Below are 17,154 nucleotides of genomic sequence, written 5' to 3'. Positions count from 1 at the left end.
AAGTCATCCCGGTAGAAAAACTGGATTTAATCTGCACACCTTTGGTCGGGTTTGACTCCAGTGGCCAACGCCTTGGCATGGGCGGCGGCTACTACGATCGTACCTTAGCCAAATGGTTTGCCTGCTCGCAAGGCGCAAAGCCAATTGGCTTAGCCCATGATTGCCAACACGTTGATGTCCTACCTGCTGAGCAATGGGACGTGCCACTTCCAAAAATAGTGACCCCAAGCCGGATATGGGATTGGGAATAGACGCCATTTGCGGCTATAATCGCGCGCAATTCACCGATATTTACACCGCATTTAGGAGATGGGCATGACTCAAGATGAAATGAAAAAAGAAGCCGGCTGGGCTGCACTACAATATGTCGAAAAAGGCAGCATTGTCGGTGTGGGTACAGGCTCCACTGTGAATCACTTCATCGATGCATTGGGCACAATGAAAGACGACATCAAAGGTGCCGTATCCAGCTCTGAAGCTTCCACCGAGAAACTCAAAGGACTCGGTATCGAAGTGTTTGATTGCAATGACGTGACCAAACTGGATGTTTACGTCGATGGCGCGGATGAGATCAACCCAGCACGTGAAATGATCAAAGGTGGCGGCGCGGCACTGACTCGTGAAAAGATCGTCGCGGCGATTTCCGACAAGTTCATCTGTATTGTCGACAACACCAAAGCCGTTGACGTTCTTGGTCAATTCCCATTGCCTGTTGAAGTCATCCCTATGGCTCGCGCTTACGTTGCACGTGAGCTGGTTAAACTTGGTGGTGAGCCTGTCTACCGTGAAGGTGTTCTGACCGACAATGGCAACATCATTCTCGACGTTCACAATATGAAGATTGTTGAACCTAAAAAGACCGAAGATCAGATCAATGCCATCGCAGGCGTCGTGACCGTTGGCCTATTCGCTCATCGCGGCGCGGATGTCGTGATCACCGGGACACCAAACGGAGCCCAAATCGAGGCATAAAACGACTTAATTTAGTTATTTCCTTACAAACGGCGCCTTTAGGTGCCGTTTTTCTTTTTAGCCCGATAAAAATTATTCCTTATTCCGTAATTTTCTTACCCAAGCTGTATTTTTTTTGTTAACTTAGTGAGCAGAAGACGCACAAGGAAAACGTTTGCGTCACACTAAGTGTCGAAAAAACGTTGTCATTTAACATGTGCGCCAGTTAAGCCCCAATTTCCCATTATAAGGATGAACATAATGGCCAAAGTTTCACTGGAAAAAGACAAAATTAAGATTCTACTCCTAGAAGGCCTTCACCCATCGTCGGTCGAAGTTTTGCAAGCCGCTGGCTACTCCAACATTGAGTACCATAAAGGTTCCCTTGCAGAAGATGAGCTTCTAGAAGCCGTTAAAGATGCCCACTTTATTGGTATTCGCTCGCGCACCAATCTTTCCAAGGAAGTGATTGATGCTGCAGAAAAGTTAGTCGCGATTGGCTGTTTTTGTATTGGTACCAACCAAGTGGATCTTAATGCGGCGTCCGTTCGCGGTATTCCAGTGTTTAACGCCCCATTCTCAAACACGCGCAGTGTGGCAGAGTTGGTGCTAGGTCAAGTTCTCCTACTCCTTCGCGGTATCCCTGAAAAGAATGCCCTTGCCCACCGTGGCATTTGGAAGAAGAGTGCCGATCACTCTTACGAAGCACGCGGTAAACGCCTTGGCATCATTGGTTACGGTCACATCGGTACCCAGCTTGGCATCATCGCTGAAAACTTGGGTATGCGCGTCTACTACTACGACATTGAAAACAAACTCTCTCTTGGCAACGCGACACAAGTCCACACCATGAGTGAGCTTCTCAATAAGTGTGATGTCATCTCTCTGCACGTACCAGAAACGCCAGAAACCAAAAACATGATGGGCGCGGAAGAGTTTGCTCGCATGAAGCCAGGCTCAATCTTCATCAACGCCGCTCGTGGTACCGTGGTGGATATTGAAGCGCTGTGCCATGCAATGGAATCAGGCCACCTAGCTGGCGCGGCGATTGATGTGTTCCCGGTGGAACCAAAGACCAATGCGGACCCATTTGAATCGCCATTACAGAAGTTTGATAACGTTATCCTCACTCCTCATGTCGGCGGTTCGACACAAGAAGCGCAAGAGAACATCGGCGTAGAAGTCGCGGGTAAATTAGCGAAATACTCAGACAACGGGTCAACCCTATCGAGTGTTAACTTCCCAGAGGTGTCGTTGCCTGAACACCGTGACTGCTCGCGTTTGCTGCACATTCACAAAAACCGTCCTGGCATCCTGACGCAAATTAACACCATCTTCGCAGAAGACGGCATCAACATCGCGGCTCAGTATCTGCAAACCAGCGCAGAGATCGGCTACGTGGTGATTGACGTTGAAACGGGCCGCTCTGAAGAGGCGCTTGAGAAGCTAAAAAGCATTGAAGGCACCATTCGCGCGCGAATCCTGCACTAATGGTTCGTTGAGCAGCAATAAAAAACCACCGCGAGGTGGTTTTTTATTGGGATAAACTTAATTAAAGATGGGTTTATGGCTTGAGCGTTCGCTCTCCGCGAGCAATGCCTACCACGCCACTTCGCGCCACTTCAATCACGTCCGTCACTTCAGAAATCGCTTGAATGAAGGCATCCAGTTTGTCGCTGGTCCCGGCCAACTGAACGGTGTATTGCGAAGAGGTCACATCGACAATTTGGCCGCGGAAAATATCCGCCGTGCGCTTCACTTCAGCGCGAGCAAAGCCACTGGCTTTGACTTTCACCATCATCAGTTCGCGTTCGATATGCTCAAACTCGGTGACTTCTTGCACTTTCAGCACGTCAATCAGCTTGTGCAGTTGCTTTTGAATCTGTTCAAGCTGCATGTTATCTGAAATGGTCGTAATGTTGAGGCGTGATAAGGTCTCATCGTCTGTCGGTGATACCGTCAATGACTCAATGTTGTAGCCACGCTGAGAGAATAGCCCCACCACGCGAGACAAGGCGCCCGGCTGGTTTTCCAGTAGTAGTGAAATAATATGTCGCATAATTAGGTTCTCTCCGTTTTGCTCAACCACATTTTGTCCATACCCTCGCCTTTGATCTGCATTGGGTAAACGTGCTCTGTTTCATCGACATTGATATCCACAAACACCAAACGATCTTTCATATCCAAAGCTTGCTTTAGGCCCGCTTCCAGCTGATCGGGGGTTTCGATACGGATACCCACATGCCCATACGCCTGTGCAATGGCTGCAAAGTCAGGAACAGAACTCATGTAGGAGTTGGAGTGTCGCCCTTGGTAGATAATGTCTTGCCACTGTTTGACCATGCCCAAGAAACGGTTGTTGAGGTTAATGATCTTCACCGGAATATCATACTGCATCGCCGTAGAGAGCTCTTGGATGTTCATCTGAATACTGCCATCGCCCGTCACGACAACCACTTCTTCATTCGGCTTAGCAAATTTCACTCCCATACCCGCAGGAAGGCCAAAGCCCATCGTGCCTAGACCACCAGAATTGATCCAGCGGCGAGGTTTATTAAACGGATAGTAGAGCGCGGCAAACATCTGGTGCTGACCAACATCAGAAGCCACATAAGCGTCGCCATTCGTCAGCTTGTGCAGTGTCTCGATAACTTGCTGAGGCTTAATCCGCTCTGGAGAGGTTTCATACGCTAAGCAAGCGCGATCGCGCCATGTTTGAATGTCGTCCCACCAGCGAGTCAATGCTTGTTGATCGTTGGATGCTTGTTGATCTTCTAGCAGATCAACCATAGCTTGCAGTACTTTGTCCGCAGAGCCGACGATCGGCAGATCCGCTTTGACGTTTTTAGAGATGGATGAGGGATCAATGTCGACATGCATAACTTTCGCATCGGGACAATATTTCTCTAGATTGTTGGTGGTGCGATCATCAAAGCGAACCCCAACACCAAAGATCAGATCGGCGTTATGCATCGCCATGTTTGCTTCATACAGACCATGCATCCCGAGCATACCGAGCGCATTTTTGTGTGTGCCGGGAAAAGCCCCTAGCCCCATCAGTGTGCTAACAACCGGCAAATTCAGCGCTTCTGCCAATTTGAGCAGCGGTTTATCTGCTTCGGCGATCACCGCGCCACCACCGACATAAAGAACCGGCTTTTTCGCGTCGAGCAGCGCTTTCAGCGCCTTTTTGATCTGCCCTTTGTGCCCGCTGGTTGTCGGCTTATAAGAGCGCATTGAGATGGATGAAGGATACTCGTAAGGCAGCTTCACCAGAGGATTCATCACATCCTTAGGCAAATCAATCACCACAGGACCTGGTCGTCCGGTAGTGGCAATATAAAAGGCTTTTTTGACCGTTTCAGGAATATCTTCCGCTTTTTTCACCAAAAAGCTGTGTTTTACCACAGGACGAGAGACACCAACAATGTCACACTCTTGGAACGCATCGTTGCCAATCAGGTTATTGGGCACGTTGCCAGAAATGACGATCATCGGGATAGAATCCATGTACGCCGTCGCGATCCCCGTAATGGTATTGGTCGCACCGGGTCCAGAACAGACAAGCACCACACCTGGATTGCCCGTTGCTCTTGCATAGCCGTCGGCCATGTGGGTAGCGGCTTGTTCGTGACGCACGAGAACGTGCTTGATTTGGTCGGTTTTGGCGTGCAGCGCATCATAGATATCAAGAACGGAACCACCTGGGTATCCAAAAATCTGTTCAACGCCTTCTTCGATCAGAGATTGCACCACCATCTCTGCTCCGGACAACATTGCTGCCATATTTTTCTCCTTACCAGTACCTCAATCAATAAGGTCAATCAATTGAGCTGGTTTTACATAGTCTAGGGCTTATTCGTAGCCTAATCGAAATACATACACTTTTTCGGCTATGTCCTGCTCTGTCGTAACAAAAAGCAAGGTAACGCAACAAATGTAACGTTTAATTAGCACCAGGTCTAATGCGATTTACCTCGCAAAATTGACAAGATGCTACTAAACAAGGAAACAGGGCCTTAAATACTCACCAAGTGGCACCAAAGCAATACAAGGCATTAAAGTAATGGAAAATTTTAGTCATATATATTGTTTCATCACTTCTTATCACCCTAATCTCATTGGCTAAAGCTGATGAGTAAAGCGCAAAAAAAATCCCTCAATGACTCATGTATGCCATTGAGGGATTTTTCATCAATCGAAAAATTATCCTAGCGCGGAACTACTTGCGTTCCGGCTTATCACTGTACATTTCTTCGATTTCGTCCTGATATTTATCATTAATCACTTTTCTTCGCAGTTTTTGAGTTGGCGTTAGCTCGCCATCGTCCATTGAGAAGGCTTTAGGCAATAGTTTGAACTTTTTCACTTGCTCAAAGTTGGCCAACTCTTTTTGCAGATCTTTGACTCGCTTTTCCAGCATTTCGACCACTTGGTGGTGTTTTATCAGCTCGACCCTGTCGTGATACTTAATGTTCAACTCTTTGGCGTACTCTTCCAAGCTGTCAAAACAAGGCACAATCAGAGCGGAGACAAATTTGCGCGTATCGGCAATCACCGCCACCTGCTCAATGAAGTGATCTTTGCCGATCGCCCCTTCAACCACTTGAGGCGCAATGTATTTACCGCCGGAGGTTTTCATCAGCTCTTTGATACGGTCGGTAATAAAGAGATGGCCATCCTCATCAATATGCCCCGCGTCTCCTGTCTTCAAGAAGCCTTGCTCGTCAAAACTCTTCGCTGTCTCTTCAGGCATTTTGTAATAGCCACGCATAACCATAGGGCCACGAACGAGAATCTCGTTGTTCTCTCCGATTTTCACTTGCGCACCGGGCATAGTGACACCAATAGAGTCAGGGTTAAAACCGGTATCGCTCCAGCATGACACTGTCGCGGTGGTTTCCGTCATACCGTAGCCTAACTTGACGTTAATGCCTAAGGCATGGAAAAAACGGCCAATGGTTTCATCAAGCTTTGCGCCGCCACAAGGCATAAAATTGATGCGACCACCCAATAAAGCACGCAACTTCGACAAAACCAACTTATCCGCAAGCGCATGTGACTTTTTCAGTAGAAAAGAAGGCTTTCGTCCCTCTTGATGACACGCCGACACCTTAGCGCCCATATTCACCGCCCAAGTGAACAGCACTTTGCGAATCAGTGGGGCTTTAGACACTTTTTCATGAATGGCCGAGAAGATTTTCTCGTAAAATCTTGGCACCGCACACATCACAGTAGGGCGCACTTCGCCTAAGGCATCACGCACTTGCATGGTGTCTTGCAGATAGCAGTTGGTCGCGCCTTTGTAGAGCACGTAGTAAGTCCACGCCCGCTCGAACACGTGAGACAACGGTAAGAAACAGAGCGACACATCCTCTTGAGAGAGGCTCAGACGTTTGTCATGCCCTTCGAGTTGCGCGGCAATGTTAGCGTAATCGAGCATCACGCCTTTTGGCTGACCTGTGGTACCTGAGGTGTAAATCAGTGTGAGCAGATCATCGGCGTTTGCTTGGCTTAAACGCGCGTCAAGCTCCGCTTGGTGCGCTTGGCTGCCGCTGGCAATAAACCCTTTCCAGCTCATCGCGTTCGGCGCATCCCCTAATTCGATGTCATCGGACATAGCGACAATCAACTCAAGCTGCGGGCACAGTGTCGTGATCTCTAACGCCGCATCAAACTGGGCTTGCTCGCCAACAAACAGTACTTTCACATCTGCGTTTTCTACGATGTATGCGGACTGGGCGGCGGTGTTGGTCGGATAAATAGGAACAGTCACGATACGGGCTTGCAGCGCACCGATATCAGCGATGGTCCATTGCGGCATGTTGTTGGAAAAAATGCCGACTTTATCTTGTATTCTCAATCCTTGAGCCAATAGTGCAAGCGACACGGCGTCCACTTGCTGACCGAACTGCTTCCAACTGATGTCTTGCCAAGCACCGTTCACTTTGTGCTTGAGCGCGGCGCGCTCGGCGCCTTGTGCAATTCTGTCTCGAATTCGTTGTACGATATGAAAATCTAAATTGGCCATCACTTCTACCTTTAGCTTACACCTGTAAGCCTTATTTCAGCGCACAAGTGTACATTTCAAGTTTGAAAAGGCAACTGACACTCATCAAACTTCTGCCGCTAAATAGTAAAAAACCTCGGGAGGCCAGAGCCACCCAAGGTTTTTTAATACAAGAAAAGTGTGTCAATTAGTTTAAAGCGACCACTTCACCGCACACCATCATCAGTTGATCACGCAACCAGATGTGGCCTTTGTCTTTTTCACTCGACTCGTGCCAGCTGAGGTAGCCACTGATACTGGCGTTCTCAAACGGGAACTCAAGTACTTGTAGCTGCTCTTTGTTGGCGGCATTTTCAACCATCCAACGCGGTGCGATAGTCACGAGCTCTGACTGACCGACCACGTACAGCACGTTACTCAAGCTCGTACCTTCATAGTACGCTTGTAAGTCTAGATCACGATAAGCTTGCTCAGAGAAGCTACGTTGACCATGGATTTTAGACAGTTTTGCGTGACGCTCACGCAGCAAGTCATCTGCGCTCACGCTGCCGTTAATGCGCGAGTGTGCTTTTGATGCGACGACAACCAATTCGTCTTGGAAGATTTCTGTGCTTGAGAAACCTTGCTCATCAAAACGGGCGTAATCAATCACAAAATCAATTTCTTGATAACGCATGCGCTCAGCCAATTGACGGTCAAATTCCGCATCGAGGTGCAGTTGAACATTCGGTGCCAACTCGTGAATCGTTGCCATGATTTTTGGTGCAAAACGCATGTCACAAGGGCTGCAAATACCAAGCTTGAAAAGACGTGTTGACGTTTCAGGAGAAAACACAGAACTTGGCAGCTCGTTACGGATCAGTTGCAACGCTTGGCGCACAGGGCCAAACAGTTGGCGAGCGCGTTGAGTCGGCTGGATACCGCGACCTTGACGCATAAAGAGTTCGTCATTAAACATCACTTTTAGGCGTGCGACAGCGTTGCTCACTGCAGGTTGAGACATGCCCAAGTTATGCGCAGCGCGTGTGATGTTTTGCTCTTGCATCACTGCATCAAACACGGTTAATAGGTTGAGATCCACTCCACGTAACGTACTTTCCATACGGTAGCTAGACATAGCGCTAACCGATTCTTTCTTGTCATTCATTTGGCAAGCCTCATTAAAATTCGTCAAATTCATTCAATATTTTTGATGCGAATAGGTGGGGAACAGAAAGCCGTGGCACGGGATGGCACTCGTATTTCTAAGTCAGATATTTCCTAACGCATTACTACTATCAACGAATCAAACTGCGCTTATCAACTAGATTGATATTTAATCAGTATTTTTTATCATACAAATCAGAAAGAACTTACAAATCAACATGTTAATCCACATATAAAAATAACTAAAACGCTGTTTTTTATAGAAATATACAAATATTTTATATACCTAGCGCATTTCCATATCGCGCCGCTATTATGGAGGGAATCAATAGTTACTCTCGCAGATACAAAAACAGCATCAATAACTGATGCTGTTTTTGTCGAATCAACGTAGCGCCTATCTCAACGCTAGGAGGGGGTAACATAACTTGGAAAATCCACTCGCTCCCATAGTTCACCGGTCAACGCCAACTGATCATCCCAACGCCCTTTTTCAATCCACGCCACAATTGCCTGTGCGACATCGGGGTAATTCACACTCTCTGCTCCAGGCTCATCGAGCCAACGACGAACAATCGAGGCATCCAACATCTCCATCGACGACGCCAACCCGAGATCCTCTAATGTTGCCACATTGCTCAGTTGCTCAAACTGCCCACTCAAGGGCTTGAGTAGCAGCTTCTTACCCAACGTCAACGCTTCTGATGGCAGCTCAAAACCACCATTGGCAATCACCCCACCGCAGCGATTGAGATGGTGATGAAAAGAGGAGACGCTGAGTGGCATAAACTCGATATTGTCGATAAGTTCAGGTTCGATGATTTCTGGGTGATAACAGATAAAGCGATGGTTAACAAAGCGAAGCAACAACTCCGAAATGTCGGCGGTGCTTTCAAACGGCAAATAAACCAAAATAAACGCTTCTTCTGCCACTTCTTCTCTGTGCGTATGCACAATTGGTGGCAAAATGGGTTGATCAAAATGATACCAATGCAACCCGATGTGATAATTGGCTGGGGCAAAATGCTCGATGACTTGTCTATCAAACCAACTCGCGCCACGTAAAGGGACAGGGTAGCGAAAGGCGTTTTGGTGGCTGATGCTAATCGATGGGATGTTTTGTTGCCGTGCGGCCCAAGCAGACACAGGCTCGAAATCATTGAGGACGAGATCGTACTGAGATAAGTCGAGCTGTTTGACTTCTCGCCAAAAGTGCCAGGGGTTATTGCTCAAGGCGGTTTTTAGGTAATCCACCTGACCTTTATTGGTCACAAATGAAAAGCCTTGCCGAGTTTGATAGTCGCCAAACTCCTCCATAGAGAAGTACTTAGACTTTTCTCGCCCAGAAAAGAGAAACTGCACCTCCAACCCGCTCTTTTTTAAACACTGTGCCATTGCTCTTGCACGAGCGATATGACCATTACCAGTGCCTTGAACGCCATACAGTATTTTCACTCATTAACCTCCAATCAGGGTGAGGGCAGCTTGAGCACACATCATGCCCAAGACGGCGCCTAACAACACATCAGTGAGAAAATGGACACCCAACAAGATACGAGATAAGGCGATGAAACAGGCCCAGACTAACGCGATGACCGCTAAGCCTGGATAAAAGTGTCCGATCAAGGTGGCCATTAAGAACGCCGCTGCCGTATGCCCAGAGGGTAAACTGTAGCGATCGGATGGCGTAATAAAAGAGGGCACCAGATCTGACAACTCCTGCGGACGGCGGCGCTTAAATAGGTTTTTCAACGTCCAGTAAATCGGAAGCTCGATAAGAAACGCCGTTAAACCAACAAGCAGAAACCAAGCCCCAGTATCGCCACCCCAGCCCCACGCTAGAGCGCCAAATAACACATAGAGGTGCCCATCACCTGTGTGAGAAACGGCTTTGCTCAAGCGAGACACAGGCCAAGAAAACTTGTGCTGCAAGCAAAACAATGAGAACGCCAAATCTAACTTCGCGATAGGTTCGATAGTACGCATGACCGACTCCTTTCCATGACGGTATTGATGACAAATTAAGCGTTTTTGGTGACAGGTTCGTGAACGTTTCACTGTAGTTGCGTGACATCAACATTCAGTAGAGAACGCAAAACTTTGCGTCTGTTGAAAATAAAGAAAACAAGAAAGAGGAGAAAACTTGCACTTTAGGGTTGACCTATGCGGTTGAGTACGGTACTAATTTGTTAACTTAATTTTGTGGATATATAACGACCTTTAAGGACACGTTAATCATGTATATGCGTTTTTCTCTCCTGCTGAGCCTCCTCCTTATCGTGACCAAATCGCGCGGGTAGGCTGTGGACGAAAAACCACCACACAGATTCAAAAAGCCCGCATCAATATGCGGGCTTTTTTTTACTATAACGAAACCGGAAGTCATCGATTCACTCACTCAAATGTGTAGAAATCACTAAGGAAGCAAACATGAACGATCAAGTCATTATTTTCGACACCACATTGCGTGATGGCGAACAAGCGTTGTCAGCAAGTTTGACAGTTAAAGAGAAACTGCAGATTGCCTACGCGCTTGAAAGACTCGGCGTTGATGTTATTGAAGCAGGCTTCCCTGTATCGTCTCCGGGTGATTTTGAATCCGTCCAAGCGATTGCTCGCAATATCAAAAATAGCCGAATCTGTGCGCTTTCTCGTGCAGTGGCAAAAGACATCGATGCGGCGGCTGAAGCATTAAAAGTCGCAGACCAATTCCGTATCCATACCTTCATTTCAACCTCTACAGTGCACGTTCAAGACAAGCTTCGCCGCAGCTACGACGATGTAGTCGAAATGGGTGTCAAAGCGGTTAAACATGCGCGTAACTATACCGATGATGTCGAATTCTCGTGTGAAGACGCTGGCCGTACTCCAATTGACAACCTATGTCGTATGGTCGAAGCGGCGATCGATGCAGGTGCCAGTACGATCAATATCCCTGATACCGTAGGCTACACGGTGCCCAACGAGTTTGGCGGCATTATTCAAACTCTATTCAACCGCGTGCCAAACATCGATAAAGCGATTATCTCTGTTCACTGTCACGATGACCTTGGTATGTCTGTTGCCAACTCAATTGCAGCGGTTCAAGCAGGTGCACGTCAAATTGAAGGCACCATTAATGGCATCGGAGAGCGAGCGGGCAACTGCTCTCTCGAAGAGATCGCGATGATCATCAAAACTCGTCAAGAACTGCTTGGCGTTCACACTGGCCTTAAACACGACGAAATCCATCGCACCAGTAAACTCGTCAGCCAATTGTGCAATATGCCGATTCAATCCAACAAAGCGATCGTCGGCGCCAACGCGTTTAGCCACTCTTCCGGCATTCACCAAGATGGCATGCTGAAGAATAAGAACACTTACGAAATCATGACGCCAGAGTCGATTGGATTGAAAAACCAAGCGTTGAACCTAACCAGTCGCAGTGGACGTGCCGCGGTGAAGAGTCATATGGACTCGATGGGCTACAAGAGCGAAGAGTACAACCTAGATGCGTTGTACGAAGATTTCTTGAAGCTGGCTGACCGCAAGGGGCAAGTGTTTGACTACGATTTGGAAGCCTTGATGCACTTCTCTAACTTGCGCGAAGAAGATGACTACTACAAGTTGAACTATCTCAGCGTGCAATCTGGTAGCGTAATGGCCACCACCAGTATCAAGTTGCAGTGCGGTGATGAAGAGCGCTGCGAAGCAGCCGTCGGCAATGGCCCGGTGGATGCCTTGTACCAGTGTATCTATCGCGTCACTGGGTATGATATTGTGCTGGATAAGTTTGACTTAACCGCCAAAGGTGAAGGGGAAGATGGTTTGGGCCAAGCGGATATTATCGCCAACTACAAAGGCCGAAAATATCACGGTACCGGTGTTTCAACGGACATTGTCGAAGCCTCAGGCCAAGCCCTTCTTCACGTGATCAACAGCATTCACCGTGCAAACCAAATTGCTGAAATCAAACAGAAAAAAATCGCAACCGTATAAGACGCCTGAGACTCCGGTCTCTAGGCTTCACGATAATTAAAATTAAAGGATTAACATGACAGACAAAACGTACAACATTGCCGTTCTCCCTGGTGACGGCATCGGCCCAGAAGTAATGGCGCAAGCCAATAAAGTACTGGATGCGATTGAGAGTAAGCACGGAATCCGCTTTGAGCGTGAACAGCATGATGTGGGTGGCATCGCCATCGACAACCACGGTACGCCACTCCCAGAGAGCACGGTGAAGGCGTGTGAAGAGTCCGATGCCGTTCTATTTGGCTCAGTAGGTGGTCCGAAATGGGAACATCTACCGCCAAACGATCAACCTGAACGTGGTGCGTTACTGCCGCTACGTAAACATTTCCAACTCTTTTGCAACCTGCGCCCAGCTCAAATCCATTCTGGACTGGAAACCTTCTCACCACTCCGCGCAGACATCTCTGAGCGTGGCTTTGATATCGTCGTCGTGCGTGAGCTGACTGGCGGCATCTACTTCGGTCAACCGAAAGGACGTGAAGGTGAAGGCGCCAACGAGAAAGCGTTTGATACCGAAGTCTACCACCGCTTTGAAATCGAGCGTATTGCGCGTATTGCGTTTGAGTCTGCACAGCTGCGCCGCAAGAAAGTGTGCTCAATTGATAAAGCGAACGTACTGCAAAGCTCTATTCTATGGCGAGAAGTGGTGGAACAGATCGCAAAAGAGTACCCAGATGTTGAGCTTTCTCACATGTACATCGATAACGCCACGATGCAGCTTATCAAAGATCCGGCTCAGTTTGATGTCATGCTGTGCTCGAATATTTTTGGCGACATCATCTCAGATGAATGTGCGATGATCACCGGCTCAATGGGTATGCTCCCTTCTGCCAGTCTCAATGAGAGCAAGTTTGGTCTGTATGAACCCGCTGGCGGTAGTGCCCCGGACATCGCAGGCAAAAACATCGCCAACCCAGTAGCGCAAATTCTGTCAGCAGCGCTCATGCTGCGTTACAGCCTAGGCGAAGAAGCCGCAGCGCAAGATATTGAACATGCCGTGTCAAAAGCGCTAGCCGCTGGCGAGCTTACCGCAGACCTTGCTGGTAACAACCCCGCTCTGACGACCTCAGAGATGGGCGACAAAATCGCTGGATACATTTTAAACTCGTAATCGACAGACCAAACACAACAGACTATAAGTCGTCATGACACCGCCAATCGCCGCTTGGCATTGGCGGGTTTATCGACAAGGACGACGAGGAAGAGCAATGGGTAAAACATTATACGAAAAGGTGTATGACGCACATATCGCCGTCGAAGCCGAGGGTGAAAACCCTATCCTTTATATTGATCGTCACTTAGTGCATGAAGTGACCTCACCACAAGCGTTTGATGGCTTGCGTGAGAAAGGACGCACCGTGCGTCAAGTCAGCAAGACCTTCGCAACCATGGATCACAACGTCTCGACCACCACCAAAGACATCAATGCATCCGGTGAAATGGCGCGAATCCAGATGGAAACGCTGTCCAAAAACTGTGAAGAATTTGGCGTCACACTGTATGACATCAACCACAAATACCAAGGCATTGTCCACGTAATGGGCCCTGAGCTCGGTATTACGCTTCCGGGTATGACCATCGTATGTGGTGACTCACATACCGCAACGCACGGAGCCTTTGGTTCCTTGGCATTCGGTATCGGCACCTCAGAAGTTGAGCATGTGCTTGCCACTCAAACCTTGAAGCAAGCGCGCGCCAAAACAATGAAGATTGAAGTCAAAGGCAAGGTCGCCCCTGGCATCACAGCAAAAGACATCGTGCTTGCCATCATAGGGAAGACCACTGCCGCAGGCGGCACGGGTTACGTAGTCGAGTTCTGTGGTGAAGCGATCCGAGATCTGTCGATGGAAGGTCGTATGACGGTGTGTAACATGGCAATTGAATTAGGCGCTAAAGCAGGCCTGATTGCACCCGATCAAACCACTTTCGATTACATCAAAGGTCGTAAATTTGCGCCTACGGGTGCCAACTGGGACGCTGCCGTAGAGTATTGGCAAACCCTGAAAACCGACGATGACGCCAAGTTTGACGCAGTCGTTACGCTAAATGGTGCAGACATCAAACCACAAGTCACTTGGGGGACAAACCCAGGACAAGTGATCGCCGTCGATAGTCCAATCCCTACGCCCGAGAGCTTTCAAGATCCTATCGAGAAAGCCTCTGCTGAGAAAGCCCTTGCCTACATGGGACTAGAAGCTGGCAAAGCGCTGTCTGACTACTCCGTTGATAAAGTATTCGTTGGTTCTTGTACCAACTCTCGTATCGAGGATATGCGCGCCGCTGCCGCAGTGGCGAAAGGACGCAAAGTGGCGGCTCATGTGCAAGCGTTGATCGTACCGGGTTCCGAGCAAGTGAAAGCGCAAGCCGAAGCTGAAGGGCTCGATGTCATCTTCAAAGAAGCTGGCTTTGAATGGCGCTTACCTGGTTGCTCTATGTGTCTAGCCATGAACAATGACCGCTTAGGGCCAGGAGAGCGTTGCGCCTCCACATCAAACCGAAATTTTGAAGGTCGACAAGGCCGTGGGGGGCGTACCCATCTAGTCAGCCCTGCCATGGCCGCGGCTGCCGCCATTGCTGGCCACTTTGTTGATATTCGTGAGTTAAACTAAGGAGACACCACATGTCAGGATTTAAACAACATACCGGCTTGGTTGTGCCTCTCGATGCAGCGAATGTCGACACTGATGCAATCATTCCTAAGCAGTTCCTACAAAAGGTTTCGCGCTTAGGGTTTGGCAAGCACCTCTTTCATGATTGGCGATTTCTAGATGATGCCGGCGAACAGCCTAACCCGGACTTCGTCCTCAACGCTCCCCGTTATAAAGGGGCCTCAATCCTGCTCGCACGCGAGAACTTTGGTTGTGGTTCATCACGTGAACATGCTCCTTGGGCGTTAGCCGACTACGGTATCAAAGCCATGATCGCGCCGAGCTTTGCCGATATTTTTTACGGCAACTCGATCAACAACCAAATGGTCCCTGTGCGCTTAGCAGAACAAGAAGTCGACGAGATTTTTCAATTTGTTGAGGCCACTGAAGGCGCGGAAGTGGAAGTGGACTTAGAAGCGATGAAAGTGCGTGCTAACGGCAAAGAGTACAGTTTCGAGATCGATGAGTTCCGTCGTCATTGCTTGCTCAATGGACTCGACAACATCGGTTTGACCTTACAACACGAAGAGAAGATCGCCGCTTTTGAGGCGAATATCCCCGAGTTCTTGCGTTAATCTCGCACTTACCATAAAGCTGGCAACCTGCCAGCTTTTTTTTGACCACTCTGAAGATGAAATATATCAGCCACTCGGCGGGTCTCAATCATTATGTACGATTTGTCAGATCAGATTTGTAAAGGTATAAGATGAAAACATCGCTCGCTGCACTTCTCCTGCTCGCCCCTATCTCCGCGTTGGCTGCACCCGAATCAAAACTTTGGGCATATTGGAACACAAGCAACCCGGAACATGCAGAGTCAATCTCTCATCAAGCATGGCAAGAGCTCCTTGATAAATATCTGGTTGTGCAAGGCGAAGACCATCTGTTGCGTTATGGCGCGTTTGAGCCTCAAGATACACTCAAACTCAATCGATATATCGAGTCATTGGAGACGCTCGACCCTCGTCAATTACGCCAGAACCAGCAATATGCCTATTGGGTAAACCTGTACAATGCCGTCACCGTTAAACTCATCATCGACCACTACCCCGTATCATCCATAACGAAACTCGGTGGGCTATTTAGCTTTGGCCCTTGGGATCAAGATGTCCTGACGATCAATGGCCAAGAGGTCACTCTCAACGATATCGAGCACCGCATTTTACGCCCAATCTGGCAGGATCCTCGTACTCACTACGCCGTCAATTGCGCCAGTCTTGGCTGTCCAAACTTGCAGGCGTCTGCGTTCACCGCAGAGAATACTGAAGCGCTGCTAGAACAAGCCGCAGAGGCATTTATCAATAGTTATAAAGGAGCAGAGATACAAGGTGAGACACTCACTCTCTCCTCAATTTATGATTGGTTTGCCGCAGACTTTGGCGACAAAGAAGCGCTGTTTGATCACCTAACCCACTACCGCCCGGAACTGGCCGAGTTTTCAGGCAAAATACGCTACGATTACGATTGGCAACTGAATGAACGAAAAGAGTAGTCGAATGCAACAAGAGTAAAAACGAGAAACGCCCAGCTGATTAGCTGGGCGTTTGAGTGTTCAAGCCTGGCGATGTCCTACTCTCACACGGGCGGTGCGGCGATCCGCAAACCACACTCTACGTTTTTAAGAGAATTACAACGAGAAACGCCCAGCTGAATTAGCTGGGCGTTTGAGTATTTAAGCCTGGCGATGTCCTACTCTCACATGGGCGGTGCGGCGATCCGCAAACCACACTCTACGTTTTTAAGAGAATTACAACAAAAAACGCCCAGCTGAATTAGCTGGGCGTTTGAGTATTTAAGCCTGGCGATGTCCTACTCTCACATGGGGAAGCCCCACACTACCATCGGCGCTAATTCGTTTCACTTCTGAGTTCGGCATGGAATCAGGTGGGTCCAAATCGCTATGGTCGCCAAGCAAATTTTGTTGTCTACTCACCATGATGAGTGAGACGAATAACTGGTGCTGATAGGCAGATTCGAACTGCCGACCTCATCCTTACCAAGGATGCGCTCTACCACCTGAGCTATATCAGCACTCATAATCTTGTGTCGGTGGACTAAAAAAACCCGTCTAACAACGGGCTCTCTTTATTTTTAGATACCTTGTTCTAAAAATCAGAGGTCTTACCTTTGTCTTCACTCTATATAAAAAGTGAAAAGAAATTGGAAGCCTGGCGATGTCCTACTCTCACATGGGGAAACCCCACACTACCATCGGCGCTAATTCGTTTCACTTCTGAGTTCGGCATGGAATCAGGTGGGTCCAAATCGCTATGGTCGCCAAGCAAATTTTGTTTAAGTTCTCAGAAGTGAGTGCCTAGTTCCTAGAACTTAATAATTCGGAAAGCTGTGTTTATTGTTTCTAGCTACTAGGAACTAGAAACTCGT

The 17,154-nt window shown here is 48.4% G+C and carries 14 protein-coding genes, 1 tRNA gene and 2 rRNA genes; 8 read left to right on the top strand and 9 right to left on the bottom strand.

The window, feature by feature from the left end:
- The 3 genes from AC6R1O_RS00245 to serA form a co-directional block, all read left to right on the top strand.
- On the top strand, window positions 1-251 hold a 251-nt coding region (locus AC6R1O_RS00245), incomplete at its 5' end, for a 5-formyltetrahydrofolate cyclo-ligase (RefSeq protein WP_500656266.1).
- 64 nt (window positions 252-315) lie between these two features.
- On the top strand, window positions 316-972 hold the full coding sequence (rpiA, locus tag AC6R1O_RS00240) for a ribose-5-phosphate isomerase RpiA (protein WP_334554155.1): 657 nt from the start codon (window positions 316-318) through the stop codon (window positions 970-972).
- Window positions 973-1,212: 240 nt separating this feature from the next.
- The gene (serA, locus tag AC6R1O_RS00235; protein WP_487901390.1) at window positions 1,213-2,442 is read left to right on the top strand and encodes a phosphoglycerate dehydrogenase; all 1,230 of its coding nucleotides are present in this window, start codon (window positions 1,213-1,215) and stop codon (window positions 2,440-2,442) included.
- Window positions 2,443-2,515: 73 nt separating this feature from the next.
- On the opposite strand, the gene ilvN is transcribed toward serA, so the two are convergent.
- From ilvN to AC6R1O_RS00205, 6 genes are all read right to left on the bottom strand, one after another.
- Window positions 2,516-3,010 carry an acetolactate synthase small subunit gene (gene ilvN / locus AC6R1O_RS00230; RefSeq protein WP_334554152.1) on the bottom strand — a complete coding sequence of 165 codons (495 nt, stop codon included), beginning with the start codon at window positions 3,008-3,010 and terminating at the stop codon, window positions 2,516-2,518.
- Between the two features lie 2 nt (window positions 3,011-3,012).
- Window positions 3,013-4,737 carry an acetolactate synthase 3 large subunit gene (locus tag AC6R1O_RS00225; RefSeq protein ID WP_500626338.1) on the bottom strand — a complete coding sequence of 575 codons (1,725 nt, stop codon included), beginning with the start codon at window positions 4,735-4,737 and terminating at the stop codon, window positions 3,013-3,015.
- 436 nt (window positions 4,738-5,173) lie between these two features.
- Window positions 5,174-6,982 carry an AMP-dependent synthetase/ligase gene (locus tag AC6R1O_RS00220; RefSeq protein WP_500631823.1) on the bottom strand — a complete coding sequence of 603 codons (1,809 nt, stop codon included), beginning with the start codon at window positions 6,980-6,982 and terminating at the stop codon, window positions 5,174-5,176.
- Between the two features lie 166 nt (window positions 6,983-7,148).
- Window positions 7,149-8,108 (bottom strand): transcriptional regulator LeuO, encoded by a 960-nt coding sequence (gene leuO, locus AC6R1O_RS00215; protein WP_500626336.1) that lies wholly within the window; start codon window positions 8,106-8,108, stop codon window positions 7,149-7,151.
- Window positions 8,109-8,515: 407 nt separating this feature from the next.
- Window positions 8,516-9,562, bottom strand: a complete 1,047-nt coding sequence (locus AC6R1O_RS00210; protein ID WP_500631824.1) for an MJ1255/VC2487 family glycosyltransferase — start codon at window positions 9,560-9,562, stop codon at window positions 8,516-8,518.
- Window positions 9,563-9,565: 3 nt separating this feature from the next.
- A complete protein-coding gene (locus AC6R1O_RS00205; protein ID WP_487901394.1) occupies window positions 9,566-10,093 on the bottom strand; it encodes a phosphatase PAP2 family protein in 528 nt (175 codons plus the stop codon).
- A 444-nt stretch (window positions 10,094-10,537) separates the two neighbouring features.
- Here AC6R1O_RS00205 and leuA point away from each other — a divergent pair, with 444 nt between their 5' ends.
- The 5 genes from leuA to AC6R1O_RS00180 all read left to right on the top strand — a co-directional run bounded on the left by leuA (window position 10,538) and on the right by AC6R1O_RS00180 (window position 16,261).
- On the top strand, window positions 10,538-12,085 hold the full coding sequence (gene leuA / locus AC6R1O_RS00200) for a 2-isopropylmalate synthase (protein WP_500626334.1): 1,548 nt from the start codon (window positions 10,538-10,540) through the stop codon (window positions 12,083-12,085).
- 55 nt (window positions 12,086-12,140) lie between these two features.
- Window positions 12,141-13,232: a 3-isopropylmalate dehydrogenase gene (gene leuB / locus AC6R1O_RS00195; RefSeq protein ID WP_500656265.1), complete on the top strand. Its 1,092-nt coding sequence runs from the start codon at window positions 12,141-12,143 to the stop codon at window positions 13,230-13,232.
- A gap of 97 nt (window positions 13,233-13,329) precedes the next feature.
- On the top strand, window positions 13,330-14,730 hold the full coding sequence (gene leuC / locus AC6R1O_RS00190) for a 3-isopropylmalate dehydratase large subunit (protein ID WP_487901397.1): 1,401 nt from the start codon (window positions 13,330-13,332) through the stop codon (window positions 14,728-14,730).
- An 11-nt stretch (window positions 14,731-14,741) separates the two neighbouring features.
- Window positions 14,742-15,344 (top strand): 3-isopropylmalate dehydratase small subunit, encoded by a 603-nt coding sequence (gene leuD / locus AC6R1O_RS00185; RefSeq protein ID WP_334554132.1) that lies wholly within the window; start codon window positions 14,742-14,744, stop codon window positions 15,342-15,344.
- 131 nt (window positions 15,345-15,475) lie between these two features.
- On the top strand, window positions 15,476-16,261 hold the full coding sequence (locus tag AC6R1O_RS00180) for a DUF547 domain-containing protein (RefSeq protein WP_500656264.1): 786 nt from the start codon (window positions 15,476-15,478) through the stop codon (window positions 16,259-16,261).
- Window positions 16,262-16,565: 304 nt separating this feature from the next.
- Here AC6R1O_RS00180 and rrf (AC6R1O_RS00175) read toward each other — a convergent pair.
- From rrf (AC6R1O_RS00175) to rrf (AC6R1O_RS00165), 3 genes are all read right to left on the bottom strand, one after another.
- Window positions 16,566-16,681: ribosomal RNA gene (gene rrf, locus AC6R1O_RS00175) — 5S ribosomal RNA — on the bottom strand.
- A 43-nt stretch (window positions 16,682-16,724) separates the two neighbouring features.
- Window positions 16,725-16,800, bottom strand: a tRNA-Thr gene (locus tag AC6R1O_RS00170).
- Window positions 16,801-16,935: 135 nt separating this feature from the next.
- A 5S ribosomal RNA gene (gene rrf / locus AC6R1O_RS00165) occupies window positions 16,936-17,051 on the bottom strand.
- Window positions 17,052-17,154: the final 103 nt, after the last annotated feature.

Source organism: Vibrio sp. R11-SG3-ISO3-SZ (assembly GCF_059834345.1).
Note: the sequence above shows the minus strand (reverse complement) of the source record. Positions and strands in the feature narration are given on the sequence as shown.